The sequence below is a fragment of the Collimonas fungivorans genome, assembly GCF_001584145.1.
In the GTDB taxonomy this organism is placed as follows: domain Bacteria; phylum Pseudomonadota; class Gammaproteobacteria; order Burkholderiales; family Burkholderiaceae_D; genus Collimonas; species Collimonas fungivorans.
Genome location: NZ_CP013232.1, coordinates 886981 through 905144 on the forward strand (window position 1 = coordinate 886981; position 18164 = coordinate 905144).

General features: G+C 62.3%; 21 protein-coding genes. 4 read left to right on the forward strand and 17 right to left on the reverse strand.

The features are described from left to right. The 11 genes from CFter6_RS03785 to ftsY form a co-directional block, all read right to left on the reverse strand. A complete protein-coding gene (locus CFter6_RS03785; protein ID WP_236904508.1) occupies positions 1-564 on the reverse strand; it encodes a DUF4390 domain-containing protein in 564 nt (187 codons plus the stop codon). Positions 565-630: 66 nt separating this feature from the next. Beyond that, positions 631-1941: a 16S rRNA (cytosine(967)-C(5))-methyltransferase RsmB gene (gene rsmB, locus CFter6_RS03790; RefSeq protein ID WP_061538794.1), complete on the reverse strand. Its 1311-nt coding sequence runs from the start codon at positions 1939-1941 to the stop codon at positions 631-633. 47 nt (positions 1942-1988) lie between these two features. After that, positions 1989-2627: a LysE family translocator gene (locus CFter6_RS03795; RefSeq protein WP_061538795.1), complete on the reverse strand. Its 639-nt coding sequence runs from the start codon at positions 2625-2627 to the stop codon at positions 1989-1991. 160 nt (positions 2628-2787) lie between these two features. Continuing rightward, positions 2788-3699, reverse strand: coding sequence for an alpha/beta hydrolase (locus CFter6_RS03800; protein WP_061538796.1), 912 nt, complete (start codon positions 3697-3699; stop codon positions 2788-2790). Next, entirely contained in the window at positions 3699-4043 is a 345-nt protein-coding gene (locus CFter6_RS03805; protein WP_061538797.1) for a DUF1840 domain-containing protein, read from the reverse strand. Before CFter6_RS03805 ends, CFter6_RS03800 begins: the two co-directional genes overlap by 1 nt. Before the next feature lie 124 nt (positions 4044-4167). Then, entirely contained in the window at positions 4168-4710 is a 543-nt protein-coding gene (locus tag CFter6_RS03810; protein ID WP_236904509.1) for a hypothetical protein, read from the reverse strand. A gap of 37 nt (positions 4711-4747) precedes the next feature. Next, a complete protein-coding gene (locus CFter6_RS03815) occupies positions 4748-5707 on the reverse strand; it encodes a DMT family transporter (protein ID WP_061538798.1) in 960 nt (319 codons plus the stop codon). Positions 5708-5797: 90 nt separating this feature from the next. Then, positions 5798-6634, reverse strand: coding sequence for an AraC family transcriptional regulator (locus tag CFter6_RS03820; protein ID WP_236904510.1), 837 nt, complete (start codon positions 6632-6634; stop codon positions 5798-5800). A 19-nt stretch (positions 6635-6653) separates the two neighbouring features. After that, on the reverse strand, positions 6654-7580 hold the full coding sequence (ftsX, locus tag CFter6_RS03825; protein ID WP_061538800.1) for a permease-like cell division protein FtsX: 927 nt from the start codon (positions 7578-7580) through the stop codon (positions 6654-6656). After that, positions 7577-8260 (reverse strand): cell division ATP-binding protein FtsE, encoded by a 684-nt coding sequence (locus CFter6_RS03830; protein ID WP_061538801.1) that lies wholly within the window; start codon positions 8258-8260, stop codon positions 7577-7579. The genes ftsX and CFter6_RS03830 overlap by 4 nt, the downstream gene beginning before the upstream one ends. A 38-nt stretch (positions 8261-8298) precedes the next feature. After that, positions 8299-9426, reverse strand: coding sequence for a signal recognition particle-docking protein FtsY (gene ftsY, locus CFter6_RS03835; RefSeq protein WP_061538802.1), 1128 nt, complete (start codon positions 9424-9426; stop codon positions 8299-8301). Positions 9427-9770: 344 nt separating this feature from the next. Here ftsY and rsmD point away from each other — a divergent pair, with 344 nt between their 5' ends. The 3 genes from rsmD (at position 9771) to CFter6_RS03850 (ending at position 11343) form a co-directional block, all read left to right on the forward strand. After that, entirely contained in the window at positions 9771-10448 is a 678-nt protein-coding gene (rsmD, locus tag CFter6_RS03840; protein WP_061538803.1) for a 16S rRNA (guanine(966)-N(2))-methyltransferase RsmD, read from the forward strand. A 43-nt stretch (positions 10449-10491) separates the two neighbouring features. Then, a complete protein-coding gene (gene coaD / locus CFter6_RS03845) occupies positions 10492-10980 on the forward strand; it encodes a pantetheine-phosphate adenylyltransferase (RefSeq protein WP_038485166.1) in 489 nt (162 codons plus the stop codon). A 90-nt stretch (positions 10981-11070) separates the two neighbouring features. Further along, entirely contained in the window at positions 11071-11343 is a 273-nt protein-coding gene (locus CFter6_RS03850; protein WP_061538804.1) for a YfhL family 4Fe-4S dicluster ferredoxin, read from the forward strand. 4 nt (positions 11344-11347) lie between these two features. Here CFter6_RS03850 and CFter6_RS03855 read toward each other — a convergent pair whose 3' ends face one another. Further along, on the reverse strand, positions 11348-12199 hold the full coding sequence (locus tag CFter6_RS03855; RefSeq protein ID WP_061542199.1) for an MOSC domain-containing protein: 852 nt from the start codon (positions 12197-12199) through the stop codon (positions 11348-11350). A 6-nt stretch (positions 12200-12205) separates the two neighbouring features. Then, on the reverse strand, positions 12206-13102 hold the full coding sequence (gene gcvA, locus CFter6_RS03860) for a transcriptional regulator GcvA (RefSeq protein ID WP_061538805.1): 897 nt from the start codon (positions 13100-13102) through the stop codon (positions 12206-12208). 128 nt (positions 13103-13230) lie between these two features. Between gcvA and CFter6_RS03865 the strand changes: the two genes are divergently transcribed. Continuing rightward, positions 13231-14466: an MFS transporter gene (locus tag CFter6_RS03865; protein ID WP_061538806.1), complete on the forward strand. Its 1236-nt coding sequence runs from the start codon at positions 13231-13233 to the stop codon at positions 14464-14466. On the opposite strand, the gene CFter6_RS03870 is transcribed toward CFter6_RS03865, so the two are convergent. The 4 genes from CFter6_RS03870 to gsiC are packed head-to-tail and all read right to left on the reverse strand — an operon-like array spanning position 14453 to position 18158. Further along, the gene (locus CFter6_RS03870) at positions 14453-15271 is read right to left on the reverse strand and encodes a M55 family metallopeptidase (RefSeq protein WP_061538807.1); all 819 of its coding nucleotides are present in this window, start codon (positions 15269-15271) and stop codon (positions 14453-14455) included. The genes CFter6_RS03865 and CFter6_RS03870 overlap by 14 nt on opposite strands. Before the next feature lie 21 nt (positions 15272-15292). Beyond that, positions 15293-16327 carry a DmpA family aminopeptidase gene (locus tag CFter6_RS03875; RefSeq protein ID WP_061538808.1) on the reverse strand — a complete coding sequence of 345 codons (1035 nt, stop codon included), beginning with the start codon at positions 16325-16327 and terminating at the stop codon, positions 15293-15295. Continuing rightward, positions 16324-17229 (reverse strand): glutathione ABC transporter permease GsiD, encoded by a 906-nt coding sequence (gene gsiD, locus CFter6_RS03880; RefSeq protein ID WP_061538809.1) that lies wholly within the window; start codon positions 17227-17229, stop codon positions 16324-16326. The genes CFter6_RS03875 and gsiD overlap by 4 nt, the downstream gene beginning before the upstream one ends. Before the next feature lie 8 nt (positions 17230-17237). Further along, positions 17238-18158, reverse strand: coding sequence for a glutathione ABC transporter permease GsiC (gene gsiC / locus CFter6_RS03885; RefSeq protein WP_061542200.1), 921 nt, complete (start codon positions 18156-18158; stop codon positions 17238-17240). Between the last annotated feature and the right edge of the window lie 6 nt (positions 18159-18164).

An 18164-nucleotide genomic window follows, 5' to 3' on the forward strand; every position in this document is an offset into this window, starting at 1 on the left:
CTATTCTGCCTTGTAGTTGAAACTCTTCCAGTCGGAAGAAAAGCGCCAGTCGCTATTGTTGAGGGCGTTGACCTGGAACGGCTTGGACAGCAGCCCGAGGTCGAGGCCCATGCGCACCGCGACCCGGTACACTTCGCCCTGCTTGAGCGCGCTCTTGTCGGCGATCAGCCAGCGGCTGGGGCGGCGGATCAGGGACAGGGCGTCGTCCAGGGTATTGAAGCTCTGCTGCAGGCTGCCATTGATGGCAACGTTATAGCGCCGCGTGATGACGTTGTATTGCAGGCGGATGGTCTGGGTGGCGGTAATCGCCTTTTCATCGAACCAGTACCAGCGCGGCCGCGTCAGTTCGACGTCGGTGGTGAAATACAGGGTGACGCCGCGGTTGACCACGTCTTCCAGGCCGCGGTTGAGATCGAAGGAAAACGTCGCCGACAGGCGGTAGCCGTCGTCGCTCGCTTCGATATGGGCCTGACTCAATTCAACGCCATCCGATGCAAAGGACGGCGGGCTAAAAGACAGAGCCAGCAGCAAGGCCAGCAGCCAGTATTTTATGAATTGAGGCAATGGTCGCGTCACTGGTTTCAGGTATGGTAAAAAGTTATCGCAAAAGGGTGTTGGAACTATGGGGCGTCAGCACTTCTGGAACAACGCGTAAAACAGGCCATCATGATCGTGTTCGGCATCGGCGGTCGGCAGCAGCTGCCCTGGCGCCGGCAGCCTGCGCGCATTGTTGCGCGCGGCAAAGGCTGCTGCCTGGGCTTCCGATTCCTGTGGCCATACGGAACATGTTACGAGTAACAATTTACCATCCGGGCGTAGCATCTGCCACAGATTGTCCAGAATCTTTGCCGAAAGTGTTGCAAGTTGCTCGGTATCGGTCTTGCGTCGCAACCAGCGTATGTCGGGGTGGCGGCGCACGATGCCGGAGGCGGTACAGGGCACGTCGGCCAGGATGCGGTCGAACAGCTGGCCGTCCCACCAGTCGCCGCCCTGGCTGCCGGTGCCGGCGTCGCCCAGCTGCAGTTTGGCTTGCAGTTGCAGGCGCTGCAGGTTCTGGGTGATGCGCAGCAAGCGCTTGGGATTGTTGTCCAGCGCGGTCAGTTCGACTTCGGCGGTTTCCAGGATATGGCCGGTCTTGCCGCCAGGTGCGGCGCAGGCGTCCAGCACCCGCATGCCGTCTTGCAAGTCCAGCAGCGGCGCGGCAAGCTGGGCGGCGGCGTCCTGCACCGAGGCCAGGCCGTCGTCAAAACCGGGGATCTGGGCCACCGGCATGGCCGTGTCCAGGCGTATCGCGTCCGGGCCGATCTGCCGTGCCGTTATGGCATGGCTGGCCAAGGTGTCCAGGTAAGCGGCCACCGAAGTCTTGCGGCGGTTGACGCGCAAGGTCAGCGGCGGCGCTGCATTGCCGGCGGTGAGGATGGCTTGCCACTGCTGCGGGTAGGCGGCTTTCATGCGGTCTATCCACCACACCGGGTAATTCCAGAGGCCGAACGGGGTCTTGATGGCAGCTGCCACCAGTGCTTCGCGCTCACGCAGGAAACGCCGCAGCACTGCATTCACCATGCCTTTGGCATGGGCCATCTGCGGATCGGATGAGACTGCGGTGACCGCCTGGTTGACCACCGTGAAATTTTCGTAAGCCGGATCGTCGACATCGGCCAGCAGGCACAGGGCCGCGCACAGCAGGCAATGCAGCAGGGTAGGTTCCGGCGGCCGGCTGGCCAGGTTGCCGAGCAAGGTTTCGGCGCGGCCGATGCCGCGCATGGTGCGGTAAGCGATGTCCTGGATCGCGCCGCGCGTTGGCGCCGGCGCTGCCGATTGTGCAAATACCTGGGTCAGCGCCTGCGGCAGCGCCGCGCCGTCGCGCACCAGGGCGATGGCTTGGGCTGCGCCTAACAGGCTAAAGGCGAGAGAATCTTTTTTGAGGGTCGAATAGGTCACAAGTGGTTCAGGTCGGTTCTACGGGTATTGGTTGTTGGAAAACTTGCTCAGTTTTTGGTCAACGCCAGCTTGATGCCCAAGGCAATGAAAGCGGCGCCTACCGTGCGTTCAAGCCAATGCTTGATCTGTGGATTATTGCTGGCGTGCCGTGTCAGGGTGCCGGCCAGCATGGCGGTGCCGCTGTTCCAGCACAGCGTGACGACCGAAAAGACGGCGCCAAGCAGCAAGAAGGCGGCGATCTTGTGCGGCGAATCATGGCGCACGAACTGTGGGAAAAAGGACAGGAAAAACAAGATCACCTTGGGATTGAGCACATTGGTGATCAGGGCCTGGACAAAAATCGTCTTGTGCGAGCGCAGGTCCAGCTGCGGCTGCTGTTCGCTGGCGGCAGCCTTCTTGCTGAGCAGCATCCTGATCCCCAGATACACCAGGTAGGCGCCGCCCGCCAGCTTGACCGCCATGAAGGCAGTGGCGGAGGCTGCCAGCAGCGCCGTCAGGCCGAAGGCCGACAGGGTCGCATGGATGCAGCAGCCGGCGGTGATGCCAAGCGCGGACAGCAGGCCGGCGCGCCGGCCCTGCGCCACGCTGCGGCCGACAATATAGGCGGTATCCGGGCCGGGAGTGGCGTTCAGCAGCAGGACAGCCATCAGGAACAGGCCAAAATCGGTAATGCCGAAGGAAATCATGACGCAGCTAGACAGGATGGTAACAACGCGATTGTAGCGGGGATATGGTCGCCCACCTACAGTTAGGTGGCGATTGCGACAGGAAAAAGTGAAATTTTCGAATTGCTTGACAGTAACAATTCTTTGCCATAAATGTTTAGCCTGGCAACCATGTCAAATATCAGACCGGCAACTTCTCTGCCAGGGTCGGATGGGCTGTCGCTGGCGGCTGCAGCATGTACTGCGCCTCAAGCCAGCGGCGCACATCCGCAAATACCCGCTCGGCGCCGACTTCATTGAAAATCTCGTGGTACATGCCGTCGTAGTCGCGGAATGTGACGATAGCGGGCGGCAAGGCGGCAAAAAAACGGCGGCTGCCGTCGGGATCGATGATGCGGTCGTCGCCACCAATCACCAGCAGCGTCGGGACTGCCAGGGTGTGTGCCTGGCTTTGGGCGAATTCGCCGGAGCGCAACATGCTGTTCAGCAGGCGCGCGGTGATCTTGTTGTGCACCAGCGGATCGTTGCTATAGGCTTTGGCCACTGCGGGATCGTGCGACAGGTGATCGACGTCCAGGCCGTTGGGCAAGGCCAGGCCGGGAGCCACTGCCGACATCAGCTTGAGCAGGCCGAGCTGCACCTGGCTCAGGCGCAAGGCCAATCCGGGCGAGGATAAAATCAGGCCGCGCAGCGGCGCCATTGCGGCTACCGCAAAGCGCGCTGCAAACAGGCCGCCCATGCTGTGGCCGAACAAAAAGGGGAGCTTGCCCGTCAGCGCCGGATAGTTCAGCTGCGCCTGGCGGTTGAAGTCGTCCAGCACCAGCCGGGCGTCGCGCAACAAGGCGGTTTCATCCGGCGCGTCGCCGCGCGGTCCGCCGGAACGGCCGTGGCCGCGATGATCGTAGCTGCGCACCAGCAGGCCGCAGCGATTGAAAAAGCGTATTACATGGGCGTAACGCCCAGCATGTTCGCCCAGTCCGTGCATCAGCAGGATGCTGCCGGCCACCGGCACGCCGTCATCCGGCGCCCAGTCGGCGACGAAGAGAGAGATGCCATCTGCGGTCGTAAGCTGTCGCTCAAGACCGGAGGTCATCAAACGCCCCAGAGTACGTTGTCGTTGTGCTTGTGCGCTTCGCGCAGCATTTCCAGCAGGGGATAGATCTTGGCGGCGAAGTTGACTGTCTGCACCGGCTCATGGCCGCTGTCGTCGCCGGCAGCGTTGTGATGGGCCGCGATGTCGTGCTGCACGCTGTCGGATGCCGGGTGGGCGCGGCTTTCCGATGTTTCCGCTTCCAGCTTGGCAATCGCTGCCGCGCCTTCTTCGGCCGTGATGACACCGATCTTCACATCTTTGTTCAGCAGGTCGAGGATGCGCTTTGCATCTTGTTCAAACATGGTGACTTCGGCCGACGCCTTGGATTTGAATGTAACTAACATAAAACCTCAGAATATTGTTTTTGATGAAAAAAGACATTGTACAGAATACCCCTTTGTCGGGGGCTCGCCACCGCTGTCACCGGTGGTTACAGTATGGCGGCGCACTGTTATTCTTGCAATAATGTCAATCATGCTTGAATGAGGAGATGAAAGTTTCGGCGTTTTCCCGCGAAACGGCCTTTTCCGGCCCCATCACGATCACCTGGTAGATTTCCTTGTCCTTGCTGACAAAATGTCCGAACAGGATTTCCGCCTTGCCGCCCGGCGTGGTGCCGACTGCCTCGACATCGATGCTAGCCGACAGCCCTTGCGTGCTGCTGGCAGCGGCAGTCGCTTTCTCTGCCCTGACGGTGCCGTTGATGTTTTTCACCAGCGCGGTTTTCATCGCGGTCAGCGCCGCTTGCGCCTTGGCGGCGTCGGGCAGGGTGGCGCTGCCGACCGCGAATACCGTGTCGTCCACCTTGGCAGCGGTCATGGTCATGGTGACTGGCGTGCCGTCGAGATCGATAGGGCGCGCGAAGGTCGACGGTTTGGCCGGCAGCAAGACGCTGTAGGGAGCGTCTTTGCTGCGCACTTCGCGCCAGTTGAATTTGGGTGAACAAGCCAGCAATGCCAGTACGGAACAGGCAAGCAGCAAGCGGGACGACAGGGTAAATGCAGGTTTCACGTGATGACGCAGCCGACTGCGGAAATGGAAGTAGTCCCTATGGTATCTGATGCTGGAAGGTGCGCACACCGAAAACAATGCCTATGCACAGCAGCGCTATGCCCGCCATGACTTGCACACCCGGTACGGCGTCGCGGAAAATGAAGGCGTACAGCAGCGCCGCCAGGGTTTCAAACACGATCAGCTGCGCCAGCAGCGCCGTCGGCAGATGCTGGCTGGCCTTGTTCCAGAGCAGGGTGCCGATCCAGGACGCGCACAGGCCGATTACCAGCATCAGGCCGACGAACTGCAGCGGCCGCGGGCCAAACGGGAAGGAATAGGAGCCGCCGGCCAGTTTCAGGTAAGCGCCGTAGCCGAGCAGTCCGATCAGGGCCAGCGGCAATACCGCCAGGCCTTGCGCGGTGGCCCAGGTGGACGGGCTGATATGCGGATTGGCGCGCAGGTAGCGGGCGTTGACGATGGGATACCAGGTCCAGGCGCCGACCGCGGCCACCGCGATCAGGCAGCCCAGCACATAGTCGCCGATCGAACGGGTATTGCTGCTGCCTGCCAGCCGCATGTGGGTCAGTTCGGCGGCGTTGACGCACAGGATGCCGAGCAGGATGATCAGCAGCGACGGCGCCAGCCGGCGCCAGGCGACGCTTTCCGCGGCATGTCCCGGCGACCAGTTGGAAAAGACGGAAATCACCACCGGCAGGGTGCCGATCAGCATGGTCGGCAGCGGTGCATCGGCCAGCTGGATCGCCGTCGCCAGCGCGGCGTAATACAGCAGGTTGCCGACCAGCGACAGCTTCAGCGCGGCGCGCCAGTCGGCCCTGGTCAATGCGGCGATGCGCTTGCGGTCAAGCAAGGCCGGCGCCAGCGCGATCAGGCCGAACGCAACATAACGGCCGAACGACAGCATCAGGCCGGGGTAGTCGGGCAGCATCAGCGGCGCGATGAACACCAGTCCCCACATCAGGCCAGCGCCCAGGGCACACAACAGGCCGGTCAGCATGATGCGGGCCGGGACAACAGTGCGGTCAATTGAAGTGATGCCATAAAAGGGTCGAGGACAAGTAATGATATTGCCCCATCATGCCCGTCTTTAGCTCAGCGGTCTTGTACCAATTTGCTGTTGGTACTGCGCCGGGGTGACGCCGTAGGCACGCTTGAACCAGCGCGTCAGGTGACTCTGGTCGGTCAGTCCGACTGCGGCGGCGGTATCGGTCGGCGTGCTGCGCTGGGCCAGCAAGGTCTTGGCGCGCGTGGTGCGGCGCGCCTGCAGGTATTGGTGCGGAGTGGCGTGGAATGCGGCCGAGAACGCCCGCACGAAATGGAAGATCGACATGCCGGCTTCCGCCGCCAGGGTATCGATATGCAGGGTCTGGTCCAGGTTGGCTTCGATGCAGTCGAGCACGCGCCGCATCGCCAGCATGCGTTGCGGCTGGCCGGGCCTAGGCAGGGAAACCGGGCGCAGGTTCTTGCCGTAGCGCTGCGTGACGGCATCTATCAGTACCGTGAAATGCGAGATGAACGCCAGGTCGTCCGGTGCCTGCCACATGCGTTTGAACAGCAGCTGGAAACTGTCGGCGAGCTGGGGATCGTGCGCGGTGGCGGCGGCGAAATACGCTTCGCTGCCGGTCAGTTCGCGCAGCAGCTGCGGTTCGATGAACAGCATCTGGTAAGTCCAGCCGGCAGCGACCTCGGCGTGGCCGTCATGCAGTTCGTCGGGATTCAGCAGCACCAGCGTGCCGGCCGGGGCCACATGCTGCGAGCCCTTGTGGCTGAAACGCTCGACCCCGGTTTCAATTGCACCTAGCGAATAGGCATCGTGCACATGCGGCGCAAATTCGTGGTCGACCAGCCGCGCCGAATACAATTCCACGCCCGGCAGGTGCGGGCTGGTCTTGAAGGTGACGAATTCGGACGGATGGTGGAACACGCGGGTCTCGGAGCCGGGGTCAGGCCAGGCGGGCCAGATGGCGCCGCACCGACAGCAGCGCGCCGACCAGGCCGAGGCCGGCGCTGATCGCCAGCAGCGCCAGGCTGGCGATCCAGTTCAGCGGCAGCAGGCGGAATTCAGAGGCATACAGGCGGGCGAATTCGGCAATCGCCTGGTTCAGCGGCTGCAAGCCAAGTGCTACCGCGCCCAGCGCCAGCCCGCCGGCGCACAGGCCGAGCAGCGCGCCGGTGTAATAAAACGGCCGGTGGATGAAGGCATCGGTGGCGCCGACCAGCTTGGCGACGGCAATCTCTTCGCGCTGGGTCAGCACCTGCAGGCGCACGGTATTGAACACCACGGCCACCACCACTACCGCCAGCGTGACGGCCAGGAACATCAGCACCAGGCGCAGGATGCCGAGCAAGGCCGCCAGCCGCTTGACCCATTCCGAATCGACCTGCACGGTATCGACCCCGGGCAGAGCCTTGAGGTCGGCCGCGATGGCGTCGATGCGGGCAGCGTCAGGCGCATCGTGGAAACCGGTCAGTTTCAGTACGTATGCATCCGGCAAAGGATTCTGGCCCAGCGTGGTCAGTGCATCGTCCATGCCGGTTTTGTTTTTCAGGCTGATCAGGGCGTCTTCGCGCGGGATGAACATGACTTTGGCCGTACTGCGGTGCTGCTGCAGGATGGCGTCGATAGGCTTGGCCAGCGCGGTGGTTTTTTCACGCGCCGCGTCCAGCGCCATGAAGATGCTGATTTCGGGTTCTACCGCCAGCTGCTCGGAAACCGGGCGCACGTTCTCGATCAGGGTCAGGCCGCCGAACGGCAGCGCCAGCGCAATCGCCACCACCAGCACATTCAGCGCAAAACCGCCGGGCGCCTTGAACAGATGGGTGAAGGCGTCGTTGATGGCGAACAGGTGTTGCCGCAGCCAGCTGTTCATGCTGCACCTCCGGCTGCGGACTTCCGCCAGTGGTCGACGATCTGGCCCTGGTCCAGGAACACCACGCGGTTGGCGCTGTCAAGGAACTGCTCATCGTGGGTGGAAATCAGGCAAGTCACGCCGGCTGCGTGGAACGACTTGAGCGCATCGAGCACCTTGTTGGCGTTGTCGCGGTCGAGGTTGGCGGTCGGTTCGTCGGCCAGGATGATTTGCGGACGGTTGACGATGGCGCGCGCGATCGACACGCGCTGCTGTTCACCGCCCGACAGCGCTTGCGGATCGGTCGCGGCCTTGTCCAGCAGGCCGACCTTGTCAAGCGCGGCCTGGGCCCGTTTTTCGGCTTCGGCGCGGGTGGCGCCGGTCACCAGCAGCGGCAGCATGACATTGGCCAGCACGCTGCGGTCTTGCAGCAGTTTCTGCTGTTGCAGGATCAGGCCCAGGTTGCGCCGCAAGTAAGGCAGGCCGGACGATTTCAGTTTGCCGACGTTGGCGCCGCTGACAGTCAGCGTGCCGCTGCTGGGGCGTTCGATCGCGGCGATCAGGTTGAGCAGCGTGGTTTTGCCGGCGCCGGAAGGACCGGCCAGGAAAATCAGGTCGCCCTTGTTGACCGTCAGCGTGATATCGCGCAGCGCAACCACGTCGCGCGCATATTTTTTTGAGACCTGGTTGAATTCAATCATGGAATGGCTAGGACCTGTCATCGATAATTGGCTTGTAATTAATTCAGCAATGCATCCACAAATTCGGCCGCGTCAAACGGCTGCAAGTCTTCGATCTGTTCGCCGACACCGATGAAATACACCGGGATCGCGCGGGTGGTGGCGATGGCCGCCAGCACGCCGCCCTTGGCGGTGCCGTCCAGCTTGGTGATCACCAGGCCGGTCAAGCCGAGCGCATCGTCGAACGCCTTGACTTGCGCCAGCGCGTTCTGGCCGGTATTGCCGTCGATGACCAGCAATATCTCGTGCGGTGCGGTGGCCATGCCTTTGCCGATGACGCGCTTGATCTTCTTCAGCTCGTCCATCAGGTGCAACTGGGTTGGCAGGCGGCCGGCGGTGTCGACCATCACCACATTGGTGCCGCGCGCCTGCGCCGAATGCACTGCGTCGAACGCGACGGCGGCCGGATCGCCGGATTCCTGCGCGATCACGGTGACGTTGTTGCGCTCGCCCCAGATCGTCAGCTGTTCGCGCGCGGCGGCGCGAAAGGTATCGCCGGCGGCCAGCAGCACCGATTGTTTATGCGCTTGCAGGTGCTTGGCCAGCTTGCCGATGGTTGTCGTCTTGCCGGCGCCGTTGACGCCGGCGATCATGATCACCAGCGGCTGGTGCTGGTCCAGCACCAGCGGTTTCTGCAGGGGGCTGAGCAGATCGATCAGCAAGCTGCGCAGCGCAGCCTTGACCTGTACCGCTTCGGTCAGCTTGTCGTCCTTGACCTTCTTTTTCAGGGCGTTGAGCAGGAAATGGGTGGCGTCGACGCCGGCGTCTGACACCAGCAGCGCCGACTCCAGTTCCTCATACAAGTCGTCGTCGATCTTGGCGCCGACAAACAGTATGCTCAAGTTGGAGGACGTTTTCGACAGCCCCGTTTTGAGGCGCGACAGCCACGAGCGTTTCTGTTCTGCAGCGACTGGCGCCGGAACGATTTCGATTTCCGCTGCCGGCTCGACTTCCGGCGCGACCACAGGATCTGGCGTCACGTTCACCTCAGCCGGCGCCGGCGCGTCTGGCGCAACAACGGCTGGAATGGCTTCTACGGCTTCAATCTGCGCCAAGTCGGCTGGCGCAGAAGATTCCGGCAGCGGCGTTACTTCGGGTTTTGGTTTTTTCTTGAAGAAGCTAAACATCTGAGGCCTGATCTGTAAGGCAGTGAAATAGGGCGTTGCAGCGACCTTTCAAGGCCGGCTGCACAAGAGGTACAATCCTAGCAGCCTATCGGCCTTAAGGTGATCGGCTGCAAAAATAGCTGAGCGGCCCATATTTCACCGGCTTCTTGGTCAATAGCTAGGCTATTGACACTGCGAATCCGGCAAAATCTGGCCTCGCTCAGCTATTTTTTCGCTTCGATCCCTTAAGGCCGACAGGCTGCTAGGCATTCTATCAGAGCGCAGGCCCCTCAAATCGGGGATAGCCCGGTGCACAGATGCGATTGACCGATTTCCAGCCAAATTTCCCGTCTTTATTAAAATTAATGAAAAAACCAAGCAGCAAAAAGCCGCCGAAGACACCGGTGCATGCCATCAAACCGCCCTTGGCGCGCCAGGTCCGCATCATTGGCGGCGCCTGGAAACGCACGCCGCTGGCGGTATTGGATAGCGAAGGCTTGCGGCCGACGCCGGACCGGGTGCGCGAAACCCTGTTCAACTGGCTGACACACTTGCTTGATGGCAACTGGAGCACGGTGCGCTGCCTGGACCTGTTTGCCGGCACCGGCGCGCTAGGGTTTGAAGCCGCCAGCCGCGGCGCCCTGGAAGTGACCATGATCGAGCACAACACGCCGGCGGCGCGCCAGCTGGAAGCCGCCAAGGCCAAGCTGGACGCCAGCCAGGTGCGGATCCTGCGCAGCGATGCGGTGACTTGGCTAAATAAGGCCAGCATTGAGGCCAACATCGAGGCCGGCGCAGATGCTGGCTCCGCTCGTTTTGACCTGATTTTCCTCGACCCGCCTTATCAGCAGGGCTGGCTGGAAAAGGTGCTGCCCCTGTGCCAGGGTTTGCTGGCCGACCAGGGTTTGCTGTACCTTGAGTCTGAATTCGCGCTGCAGGAGGACGACCTGCCGGCCTGGCTGGACGGCTGGCAGCTGCTGCGGGCGGATAAGGCTGGTATAGTGTTTTACCACTTGCTGAAAAGGCAAGTGCATTCTGCCTGAGGCAAATTCAGGCATAATGCGCGATCTGATTGGGGGAAGAAAGATGGTCACAGCAGTTTATCCAGGTACGTTCGATCCGCTCACGCGCGGCCATGAAGATCTGGTGCGTCGTGCATCCGGGCTGTTTGACAAGCTGGTGGTCGGCGTCGCCGACAGCAAGAACAAGAAACCGTTTTTCTCCCTGGAAGAACGGCTGTCGATCGCCAACGAGGTGCTGGGCCATTACCCCAATGTGCAGGTGGAAAGTTTCTCCGGACTGCTCAAGGATTTTGTGCGCCAGCATGACGCCAACGTGATCGTGCGCGGCTTGCGCGCGGTATCCGACTTTGAGTTCGAGTTCCAGATGGCAGGCATGAACCGCTACCTGCTGCCGGATGTGGAAACCCTGTTCCTGACGCCGTCCGACCAGTACCAGTTCATCTCCGGCACCATCGTGCGCGAGATCGCGACGCTGGGCGGCGATGTCTCCAAATTCGTTTTCCCTTCGGTCGAAAAATGGCTGAAGGAAAAGTTGGACGCCCAGCAGCCCTGAGGGCATGCTCAGCGGCGAATCTCCAACAGGCATAAAATGGCGGCAAGGCGGGATGGTCTGCTCCCGCGGCAACTTGAGTAGAGTAGTGCAATGGCTTTATTGATCACCGACGACTGTATTAATTGCGACGTATGCGAGCCAGAGTGCCCGAACGGCGCGATTTACATGGGGCCGCTGATTTACGAAATCGACCCGCACAAGTGCACCGAATGCGTCGGCCATTTCAACGAACCGCAATGCCAGCAGGTCTGTCCGGTCAGCTGCATTCCGCTGGATCCGGCATGGCATGAATCGAAGGAACAGCTGCAAGCCAAGTACGAGCGCTTGCAGGCCGAGCTGGCGCCTGCCGTCAAGCCGCAGTAAGCCTCTAGAACGCCAGCTCACCCTCGATGTCCTGCCCGATGCGCAGGATCGCGCCATTCCCTTCCCGCACTATCATGTTGACGCCGAAAGTGACGGCGCCGTCGACACGCGGATTGGCGCGGTAGGTCAGCAGGATATCCATCGGATCGGGGCCGATTTCTCCGCTGGCCTGGTCGATGGCCGGCATCGGGCAGCGCGTGCATGGTTTTACAGGTTGCAGGCAGACCGGCCCGGCTTGCAGCGTTTCCAGAAAATCCTCTTCAAAAGCATCCACGCCATCGATCACGATGTTTGGCCGGAAACGGTTCATCGGCAATGGCGTCCGGTCCTGCGCCTGCAGTTTCCGGTTGAGGTCGTCCAGCGACCCCTGCGATATCAGCAGCATCGGATAACCGTCGGCAAAGCGGGTCGGCGCATCCGCATCGAGCGTCCACTTTTTACTGGCCAGGCGCCTGGCCCCAGGGTCAAAGCGCACCAGCTTGCAGGGTTGGCCCAAGACACGCGAGAACCAGGCGGCAGCGGCATCGCCGCAGTCGTGGGCGTTGAGGTGATCGTCCCAGACGACCACCGCCAGCGACGCCGCTTGCGCGCGATCCAGCGGCGCGGTCGGGACCAGCAGCGGCGGCATGCCGGGCGCTTGCACGGTCATGGTGCCGGCCTGCAAGACCGGCACGATCAGGGCCATGGCAGGGTGGCTGCGCTGCGACAGGAACTGTCCGCCGCTGTCGACCACCATCCATTCGCGGTCGTGCGCTTGCTGATGGCTGAGGCCGGAGGCGGTCACGGTGGCTGCCTGCAGGGCAATGCCGGCGCAGGATTTGATCGGGTACAGCGTGAGTGCGGTAATGGTTGGCATTGGCATTTATTCTGTTGAGTCGGACAAGATGGCGCCCAGCCAGTCCTGGAATTCGGCGATGGTAGCTTGCTTTTCGGTATCGAAGGGAGAGACCGAAAAATAGTTGCCGCGGGCCGCGGCGGTGATATCGAACAGGCGCACCAGGCGGCCGCTGGCGAGGTGGTTGCGCACCAGGCAGCTGCGCGCCAGGGCGATGCCCTGGTCGGCTGCGGCGGCGTCCAGCAGATGCATGGGGTCGTCGTACACCGGGCCGGTTTGCGGCTCGCCCTGCTTGATGCCGGCAGCGGCAAACCACGGTTCCCAGCCGCCATGGTGGGCAAAGCGCAGCAAGGGATGGTGCACCAGTTCCTGCGGCGCGATGGCGGGATGGCTGGCGGCGAAGCGCGGGCTGCATACCGGGAAAATCACTTCCTTCAGCAGGCATTGGTAGCGGAAATGCTTGTTCCCGGCACGGCCGTACCAGATGGCGACGTCGGCGTCGCTGAAATCCAGTTCGCTCAGTTCATGGCTGCTGCGCAAGCTGATGTCGATATGCGGATGCTGCTGGTGGAACGCCGCCAGCCGCGGCACCAGCCAGGCGCTGGCGAACGATGGCGGCACGCTGACGCGCAAGGCTTGCGCCGCGCGCCGGCTTTCAACCCGGCCTATGTGCAGGGCGCGGTCCAGCGCCAGCAGCGCCTGCCGTACTTCTCCCGCCAGCAGGCGGCCGCCGTCGGTCAGCACCATCTGCCGGCCTTCACGCTGGAACAGCTTGCGTCCGGTGCGCTGTTCCAGCGCGCGGATCTGGTGGCTGATGGCGCTGTGCGTCAGGTGCAGCTCTTCTCCGGCGCGGGTATAGTTGCCCAGCCGCGCCGCGGCTTCAAACGCGCGCAAGGTCTGGGTCGGCGGCAGTCGCTCAAACATGATTGCTCATTTCTCATTTTTTTAATCAATCGGTTAATTCCATTCACATATAAGGATAAAACACTTCGTTGGCCTCCGGGCAATTTGCTGTCTACTATCGTCATATCCAGTTTTTTTAGTGACCGACCATGAAGTTAGCTACCCGTGTTTTCCTGATATTTTCTTCCGGCTATTTCATTTCCTACCTGGCGCGCGGCATCAACTTGCCGCTGGCGCCCTTGCTCAGCAGTGAGCTGGGATTGTCGCCGGCGCAGCTGGGGCTGCTGACCAGCCTGTATTTTTTCGCTTTCGCCGCTTGCCAGCTGCCGCTCGGCATCTTGCTGGACCGCTTCGGCCCGCGCCGGGTCCTGGCTTGCCTGTTGCTGCTGGCGGCGGCCGGCGCGGTGGTGTCGGCCAATGCCCACGGCTTCAGCACCCTGCTGGTCGGCCGCCTGCTGCTGGGCATAGGCACCTCGGCTTGCCTGATGGCCGGCCTGAAAGCGATCGTCGCCTGGTTCCCGCACGATCACCTGCCTTTGATGAACGGCGCCATCTATGCGATTGGCGGCCTGGGCGCGGTCGCCACCGGGACGCCGATTGCCTGGGCCTTGGGCATCACTACCTGGCGCGTGCTGTTCGTGGTGATTGCCGTATTGATCCTGATGATTGTGCTGGCCTTGTTTACGCTGGTGCCGGAAAAAGATGAGCAGCATCCGAAAAGCAGCCTGGCGGCGCAGCTGCGCGATATCGGCGGCATTTTCCGCAGCGCGGTGTTCTGGCGCACGGCGCCCCTGGTGATGGCGAGCCAAGGCGTGTTCCTTGGCGTGCAGGGTTTGTGGGCCGGACCGTATTTGCGCGATGTCAGCCGGCTGTCGGCCGCCGCCGCGGCCAATATCGTGGCGCTGGCCGGCGTGGCGATGGTGCTGGGCGCGGTCGGCTCCGGCTGGCTGGCGCGCCGCTTGCAGCAGCGCGGGATTTCCCTGCACACGACCGCAGGCGCAGGGATGTTCCTGTTCATGCTGGCGCAGTTGCTGATCGCGCTCGGCACGCCTTTGCCGGACTGGCTGCTATGGGGTTTGTATGGTTTGTTGGGCACTTCCGGCGTGTTGTCGTATGCAGCGCTGGTGCGCGAATTTCCGGCGCATCTGGCGGGGCGCGTCAGCACCGGGCTGACCCTGGCGCTTTTTGCCGGCGCGTTTGTGGTGCAGTATGGTTTCGGTTTGCTGCTCAATGCCTGGCCGCACGATGCCGGCAGTTATGCGGCGGTTGCGCACCGGATTTCATGGGCGATTGCATTGCTGGTGCAGCTGGCGGCCGGCGCCTGGTATTGCCGGCGCCTGAAGAAACCTGCTGCGCAAACAGGCCCGGCTGCTAACGCAGCATGAAAGACATCGCCGACAAGCTGTTCAATATCCTTACGGCGTATTGCACCGACGGCGCAGTGAACTCGACATTGACACCGTCGATCCGCTGCAGCAAAGGCAGCTGACAGAACAGGTCGGCCAGCGCAGGGCTCTGAATTTGCAACCTGCATGTGATCGTCGGCTGCAATACGAAGGGACGAGCGGCGGCAAGATTGGCGAGTGCGGCTTTGGCGCCTTCGCTCAACAAGCTTAGTGAACGTTGCGGCGACAGCGACGTGCCGCTGTTGCTGCCATCAGCGGTCTTGACGCTGACCAGCGTGGCTTGCGGAAACAGCGGCCGGTTCTCTTCCACAAAAACATCGTCGCCGCTGCCGAAAATCACCGGCACGCCGAATTCGCCGGCGAGCGCGCCATAGATGCCTGCTTCGCCCAGTTCCTGGTCGTTCAGCCAGACGCGCGAAAAAGCAAAGCTGTTGATGGTGTGGGCAAGGATGCCGCGGCTCTGCGAGCGGCCGTGGTAGCCGACCATCATCACGCCGGCGACGCCGCTGTCGACGCCGCTCATCATGCCCAGCAGGCGCGGCTTGCCGAGAATGGCGGAAGCGGCGGGATGCAGCAAGTCCGGCAGCAGGTTGCGGAAACCGCCGTGCGAATCGTTCACCAGGATCTCGCTGGCGCCTCCGGCCAGCGCGCCTTCGATGACGGCATTCGCTTCCGCCGTCATCAGGCGCCGCGCGCGTTCGTATTCGGGATTGCCGGCGCGTGTCTGTTCCGGATGGAATACGCCGGCTACGCCTTCTATATCAACGGAAATCAGGATTTTCATTATTCTGTTCTGGTAAGTGAATCAAGACTGGCCGCTGGCGGCATCGCGCAGCGACAGGCGCCGATGGCCATCGCGTCCGGTGACGCTTTCCGCGGCAAACAGCGCATTGACGATGGCTTGTTCGGTGCTGTCGACCACTGCTTCAAACAGCGGGTCGAGCAGGTTGTCGTGCAGGCAGGCGCTTTGCCGTAGTGCGCTGTCCGGGCGATGCGGCACGGTTTGCGCAGTGGAAAACGCCAGCGCCAAGTCGCCGCTGCCGTGGCCGTAGACCGAGCCGGTGCGCCCCAGGCCGACGCCGCAGCGGGTCGCCAGCCGTCCCAGCTGGCGTGCATCGAGCGGCGCATCGGTTGCAATGATCATGATGATCGAGCCCATCTCGGGCGTTTCAGGCGCGGCTTGCCGCAAACGCCGCAGACCGTTTCCGATATGCTGGCCGGCCAGCGTCAGCGCCGCCAGTTTGCCGAAGTTGGCCAGCACCAGCGCGCCGACGCAATATTGCATGCCGCCGACGCTTGTCTGGCGCGAGGCTGAACCGATGCCGCCCTTGAGGTCGAAACACGACATGCCGCGCCCGGCGCCAACCGCGCCTTGCTCAAACTGAGGCGCGGCGCTAGCCAGCGCTTGCCGGTAGTGCTCGGCGCCGACTGCCATGGCCTGGATATCGTTCAGGTAGCCGTCATTGCATTCAAACACCAGTGGATTGACCGTCGGTTCGCTGCGTCCGATCTCCGGGTTGGCCTGGATGGCGGAAAGAACCTGGGCCGTGGCGACGCTGCCGACCGACATGGTGTTGGTCAAGGCGACCGGAGTTTCAAGCACCCCCAGTTCTTGCAACTGCACCAGACCTATGCTTTTGCCGAAGCCGTTGAATACGACCGCAGCGGCAGGCACCTTGTCGCGGAACGGATCGCCGCCGTGCGGGCGGATCACTGTCACGCCGGTCTGAATGGCGTCCTGCGCCAGCGTGGCATGGCCGACCGTGACGCCGGCGACATCGCTGATGGCGTTCAGCGGGCCGGCCGGCAACCTGCCTATGTGAGGGAGGACAAGGGTCATCGTCTGTCGATTTTAGGATCGAGAGCGTCGCGCAAGCCGTCCCCCAGGAGATTGAAGGCCAGCACCGTGAAGAAGATAGCCAGGCTGGGGAAAATCGCGATATGCGGCGCGGTCATCATGTCGGAACGCGCTTCGTTGAGCATCGCGCCCCATTCCGGCATCGGCGGCTGCGCGCCCATGCCGAGGAAGGACAGGCTGGCGGCGGTGATGATGGAAGTGCCGATACGCATGGTGAAATACACCACCACCGCCGATACCGTGCCGGGGAAGATATGGCGCAGGATGATGGTGCGGTCGTTGGCGCCTATGCTGCGCACCGCTTCGATGAAGGTCAGGTGTTTCAGCGCCAGCGTATTGCCGCGCACCAGCCGCGCAAACGTCGGGATGCTGAAAATCGCTACCGCGAAAATCACGTTCGACATGCCGTTGCCGAGGATCGCCACGATGCCGATCGCCAGCAGGATGCCGGGGAAGGCAAAGAGCACGTCGCAGATGCGCATGATGATGCGGTCAGGCCAGCCTTCGTAATAACCGGCAATCAGGCCGGCCAGGGTGCCGACCACGGCGCCCACGGCGACTGACGAAAAACCGGCGGTCAGGGAAATCCGCGTACCCATCAGGATGCGGCTGAAAATATCGCGGCCGAGGGAATCGACGCCGAACCAGTGCGCCAGCGACGGCCCGGCATTCAGGGCATCGTAATCGAAATAGTTTTCAGCGTCGTAAGGCGACAGCCAGGGCGCGGTAATCGCCACTACGATCAGGAACAGCACGAAGCAGCCGGCTGCAACCGCCAGGTGCTGCTTCTTGAACTTGCGCCAGAATTCGCTCCAGGGCGTGCGTATGGTGCTCGGCAGCGGCGCGGCGGCGATGGCTGCCACGGGATTGGATGGAGTAGACACAGGCGGCCTCACTTGTAACGGATGCTGGGGTTGATGACGGCGTACAGCACGTCAACCACCAGGTTGATGAAAATGAATTCCAGCGAGAACAGCAGGATCTCGGCCTGGATCACCGGGTAGTCGCGCATTTCGACGGCGTCGATCAGCAAGCGTCCCATGCCGGGCCAGTTGAACACTTTTTCCACCACGATGGAGCCGCCCAGCAGGAACCCGAACTGCAAGCCCATCATGGTGACCACCGGGATCAGGGAATTACGCAGGCAGTGCTTGAGCACCACGATGGTTTCCGACAGGCCCTTGGCGCGCGCGGTGCGCACAAAATCTTCCTGCAGGATTTCCACGAACGAGGAACGGGTAAAACGCGCCATGACGGCGGCCACCGCTGCACCCAGAGCCAGCGACGGCAGGATATAGTGGCGCCAGCTGTCGGCGCCGATGGTAGGCAGCCAGCCGAGCTTGACCGAAAACAGTTCCATCAGCAGCATGCCCAGCGCAAACGACGGAAAGGAAATGCCGGATACCGCCAGCGTCATGCCGAGGCGGTCCGGCCACTCGTTGCGCCATACCGCGGAGACGATGCCGATGACCAGGCCGAACAGCACTGCCCACACCATGCTGGTGACGGTGAGCCAGAAAGTGGGCCAGAAACGCTCGGCGATTTCAGTGCTGACCGGGCGCTTGCTACGCAGGGAAGTGCCGAAGTCGCCGCGCAGCGCCTTGCTGAAATAGTTGATGAACTGCTCGTGCATCGGCTTGTCCAGGCCCAGGTCCTGGCGGATCAGCTCGACTGTCTGCGAGTCGGCCTCTGGCCCGGCCACCAGCCGCGCCGGATCGCCCGGCAGCAGGTGGACAAACAGAAATACCATGACCGCCACGATCAGCAAGGTCGGTATCAGCCCCATCAGGCGTTTTAATATATAGGGAAACATGGCATC

What these genes read in the sequence shown, in the direction of transcription:
- gsiC (WP_061542200.1), bottom strand. Translation starts at nt 18,158, where the DNA reads ATGTTTCCCTATATATTAAAACGCCTGATGGGGCTGATACCGACCTTG.
- CFter6_RS03865 (WP_061538806.1), top strand. Translation starts at nt 13,231, where the DNA reads ATGAAGTTAGCTACCCGTGTTTTCCTGATATTTTCTTCCGGCTATTTC.
- CFter6_RS03805 (WP_061538797.1), bottom strand. Translation starts at nt 4,043, where the DNA reads ATGTTAGTTACATTCAAATCCAAGGCGTCGGCCGAAGTCACCATGTTT.
- CFter6_RS03855 (WP_061542199.1), bottom strand. Translation starts at nt 12,199, where the DNA reads ATGCCAACCATTACCGCACTCACGCTGTACCCGATCAAATCCTGCGCC.
- CFter6_RS03870 (WP_061538807.1), bottom strand. Translation starts at nt 15,271, where the DNA reads ATGAAAATCCTGATTTCCGTTGATATAGAAGGCGTAGCCGGCGTATTC.
- ftsX (WP_061538800.1), bottom strand. Translation starts at nt 7,580, where the DNA reads ATGAACAGCTGGCTGCGGCAACACCTGTTCGCCATCAACGACGCCTTC.
- CFter6_RS03850 (WP_061538804.1), top strand. Translation starts at nt 11,071, where the DNA reads ATGGCTTTATTGATCACCGACGACTGTATTAATTGCGACGTATGCGAG.
- CFter6_RS03795 (WP_061538795.1), bottom strand. Translation starts at nt 2,627, where the DNA reads ATGATTTCCTTCGGCATTACCGATTTTGGCCTGTTCCTGATGGCTGTC.
- rsmD (WP_061538803.1), top strand. Translation starts at nt 9,771, where the DNA reads ATGAAAAAACCAAGCAGCAAAAAGCCGCCGAAGACACCGGTGCATGCC.
- coaD (WP_038485166.1), top strand. Translation starts at nt 10,492, where the DNA reads ATGGTCACAGCAGTTTATCCAGGTACGTTCGATCCGCTCACGCGCGGC.
- gcvA (WP_061538805.1), bottom strand. Translation starts at nt 13,102, where the DNA reads ATGTTTGAGCGACTGCCGCCGACCCAGACCTTGCGCGCGTTTGAAGCC.
- CFter6_RS03875 (WP_061538808.1), bottom strand. Translation starts at nt 16,327, where the DNA reads ATGACCCTTGTCCTCCCTCACATAGGCAGGTTGCCGGCCGGCCCGCTG.
- CFter6_RS03830 (WP_061538801.1), bottom strand. Translation starts at nt 8,260, where the DNA reads ATGATTGAATTCAACCAGGTCTCAAAAAAATATGCGCGCGACGTGGTT.
- ftsY (WP_061538802.1), bottom strand. Translation starts at nt 9,426, where the DNA reads ATGTTTAGCTTCTTCAAGAAAAAACCAAAACCCGAAGTAACGCCGCTG.
- CFter6_RS03815 (WP_061538798.1), bottom strand. Translation starts at nt 5,707, where the DNA reads ATGCTGACCGGCCTGTTGTGTGCCCTGGGCGCTGGCCTGATGTGGGGA.
- CFter6_RS03800 (WP_061538796.1), bottom strand. Translation starts at nt 3,699, where the DNA reads ATGACCTCCGGTCTTGAGCGACAGCTTACGACCGCAGATGGCATCTCT.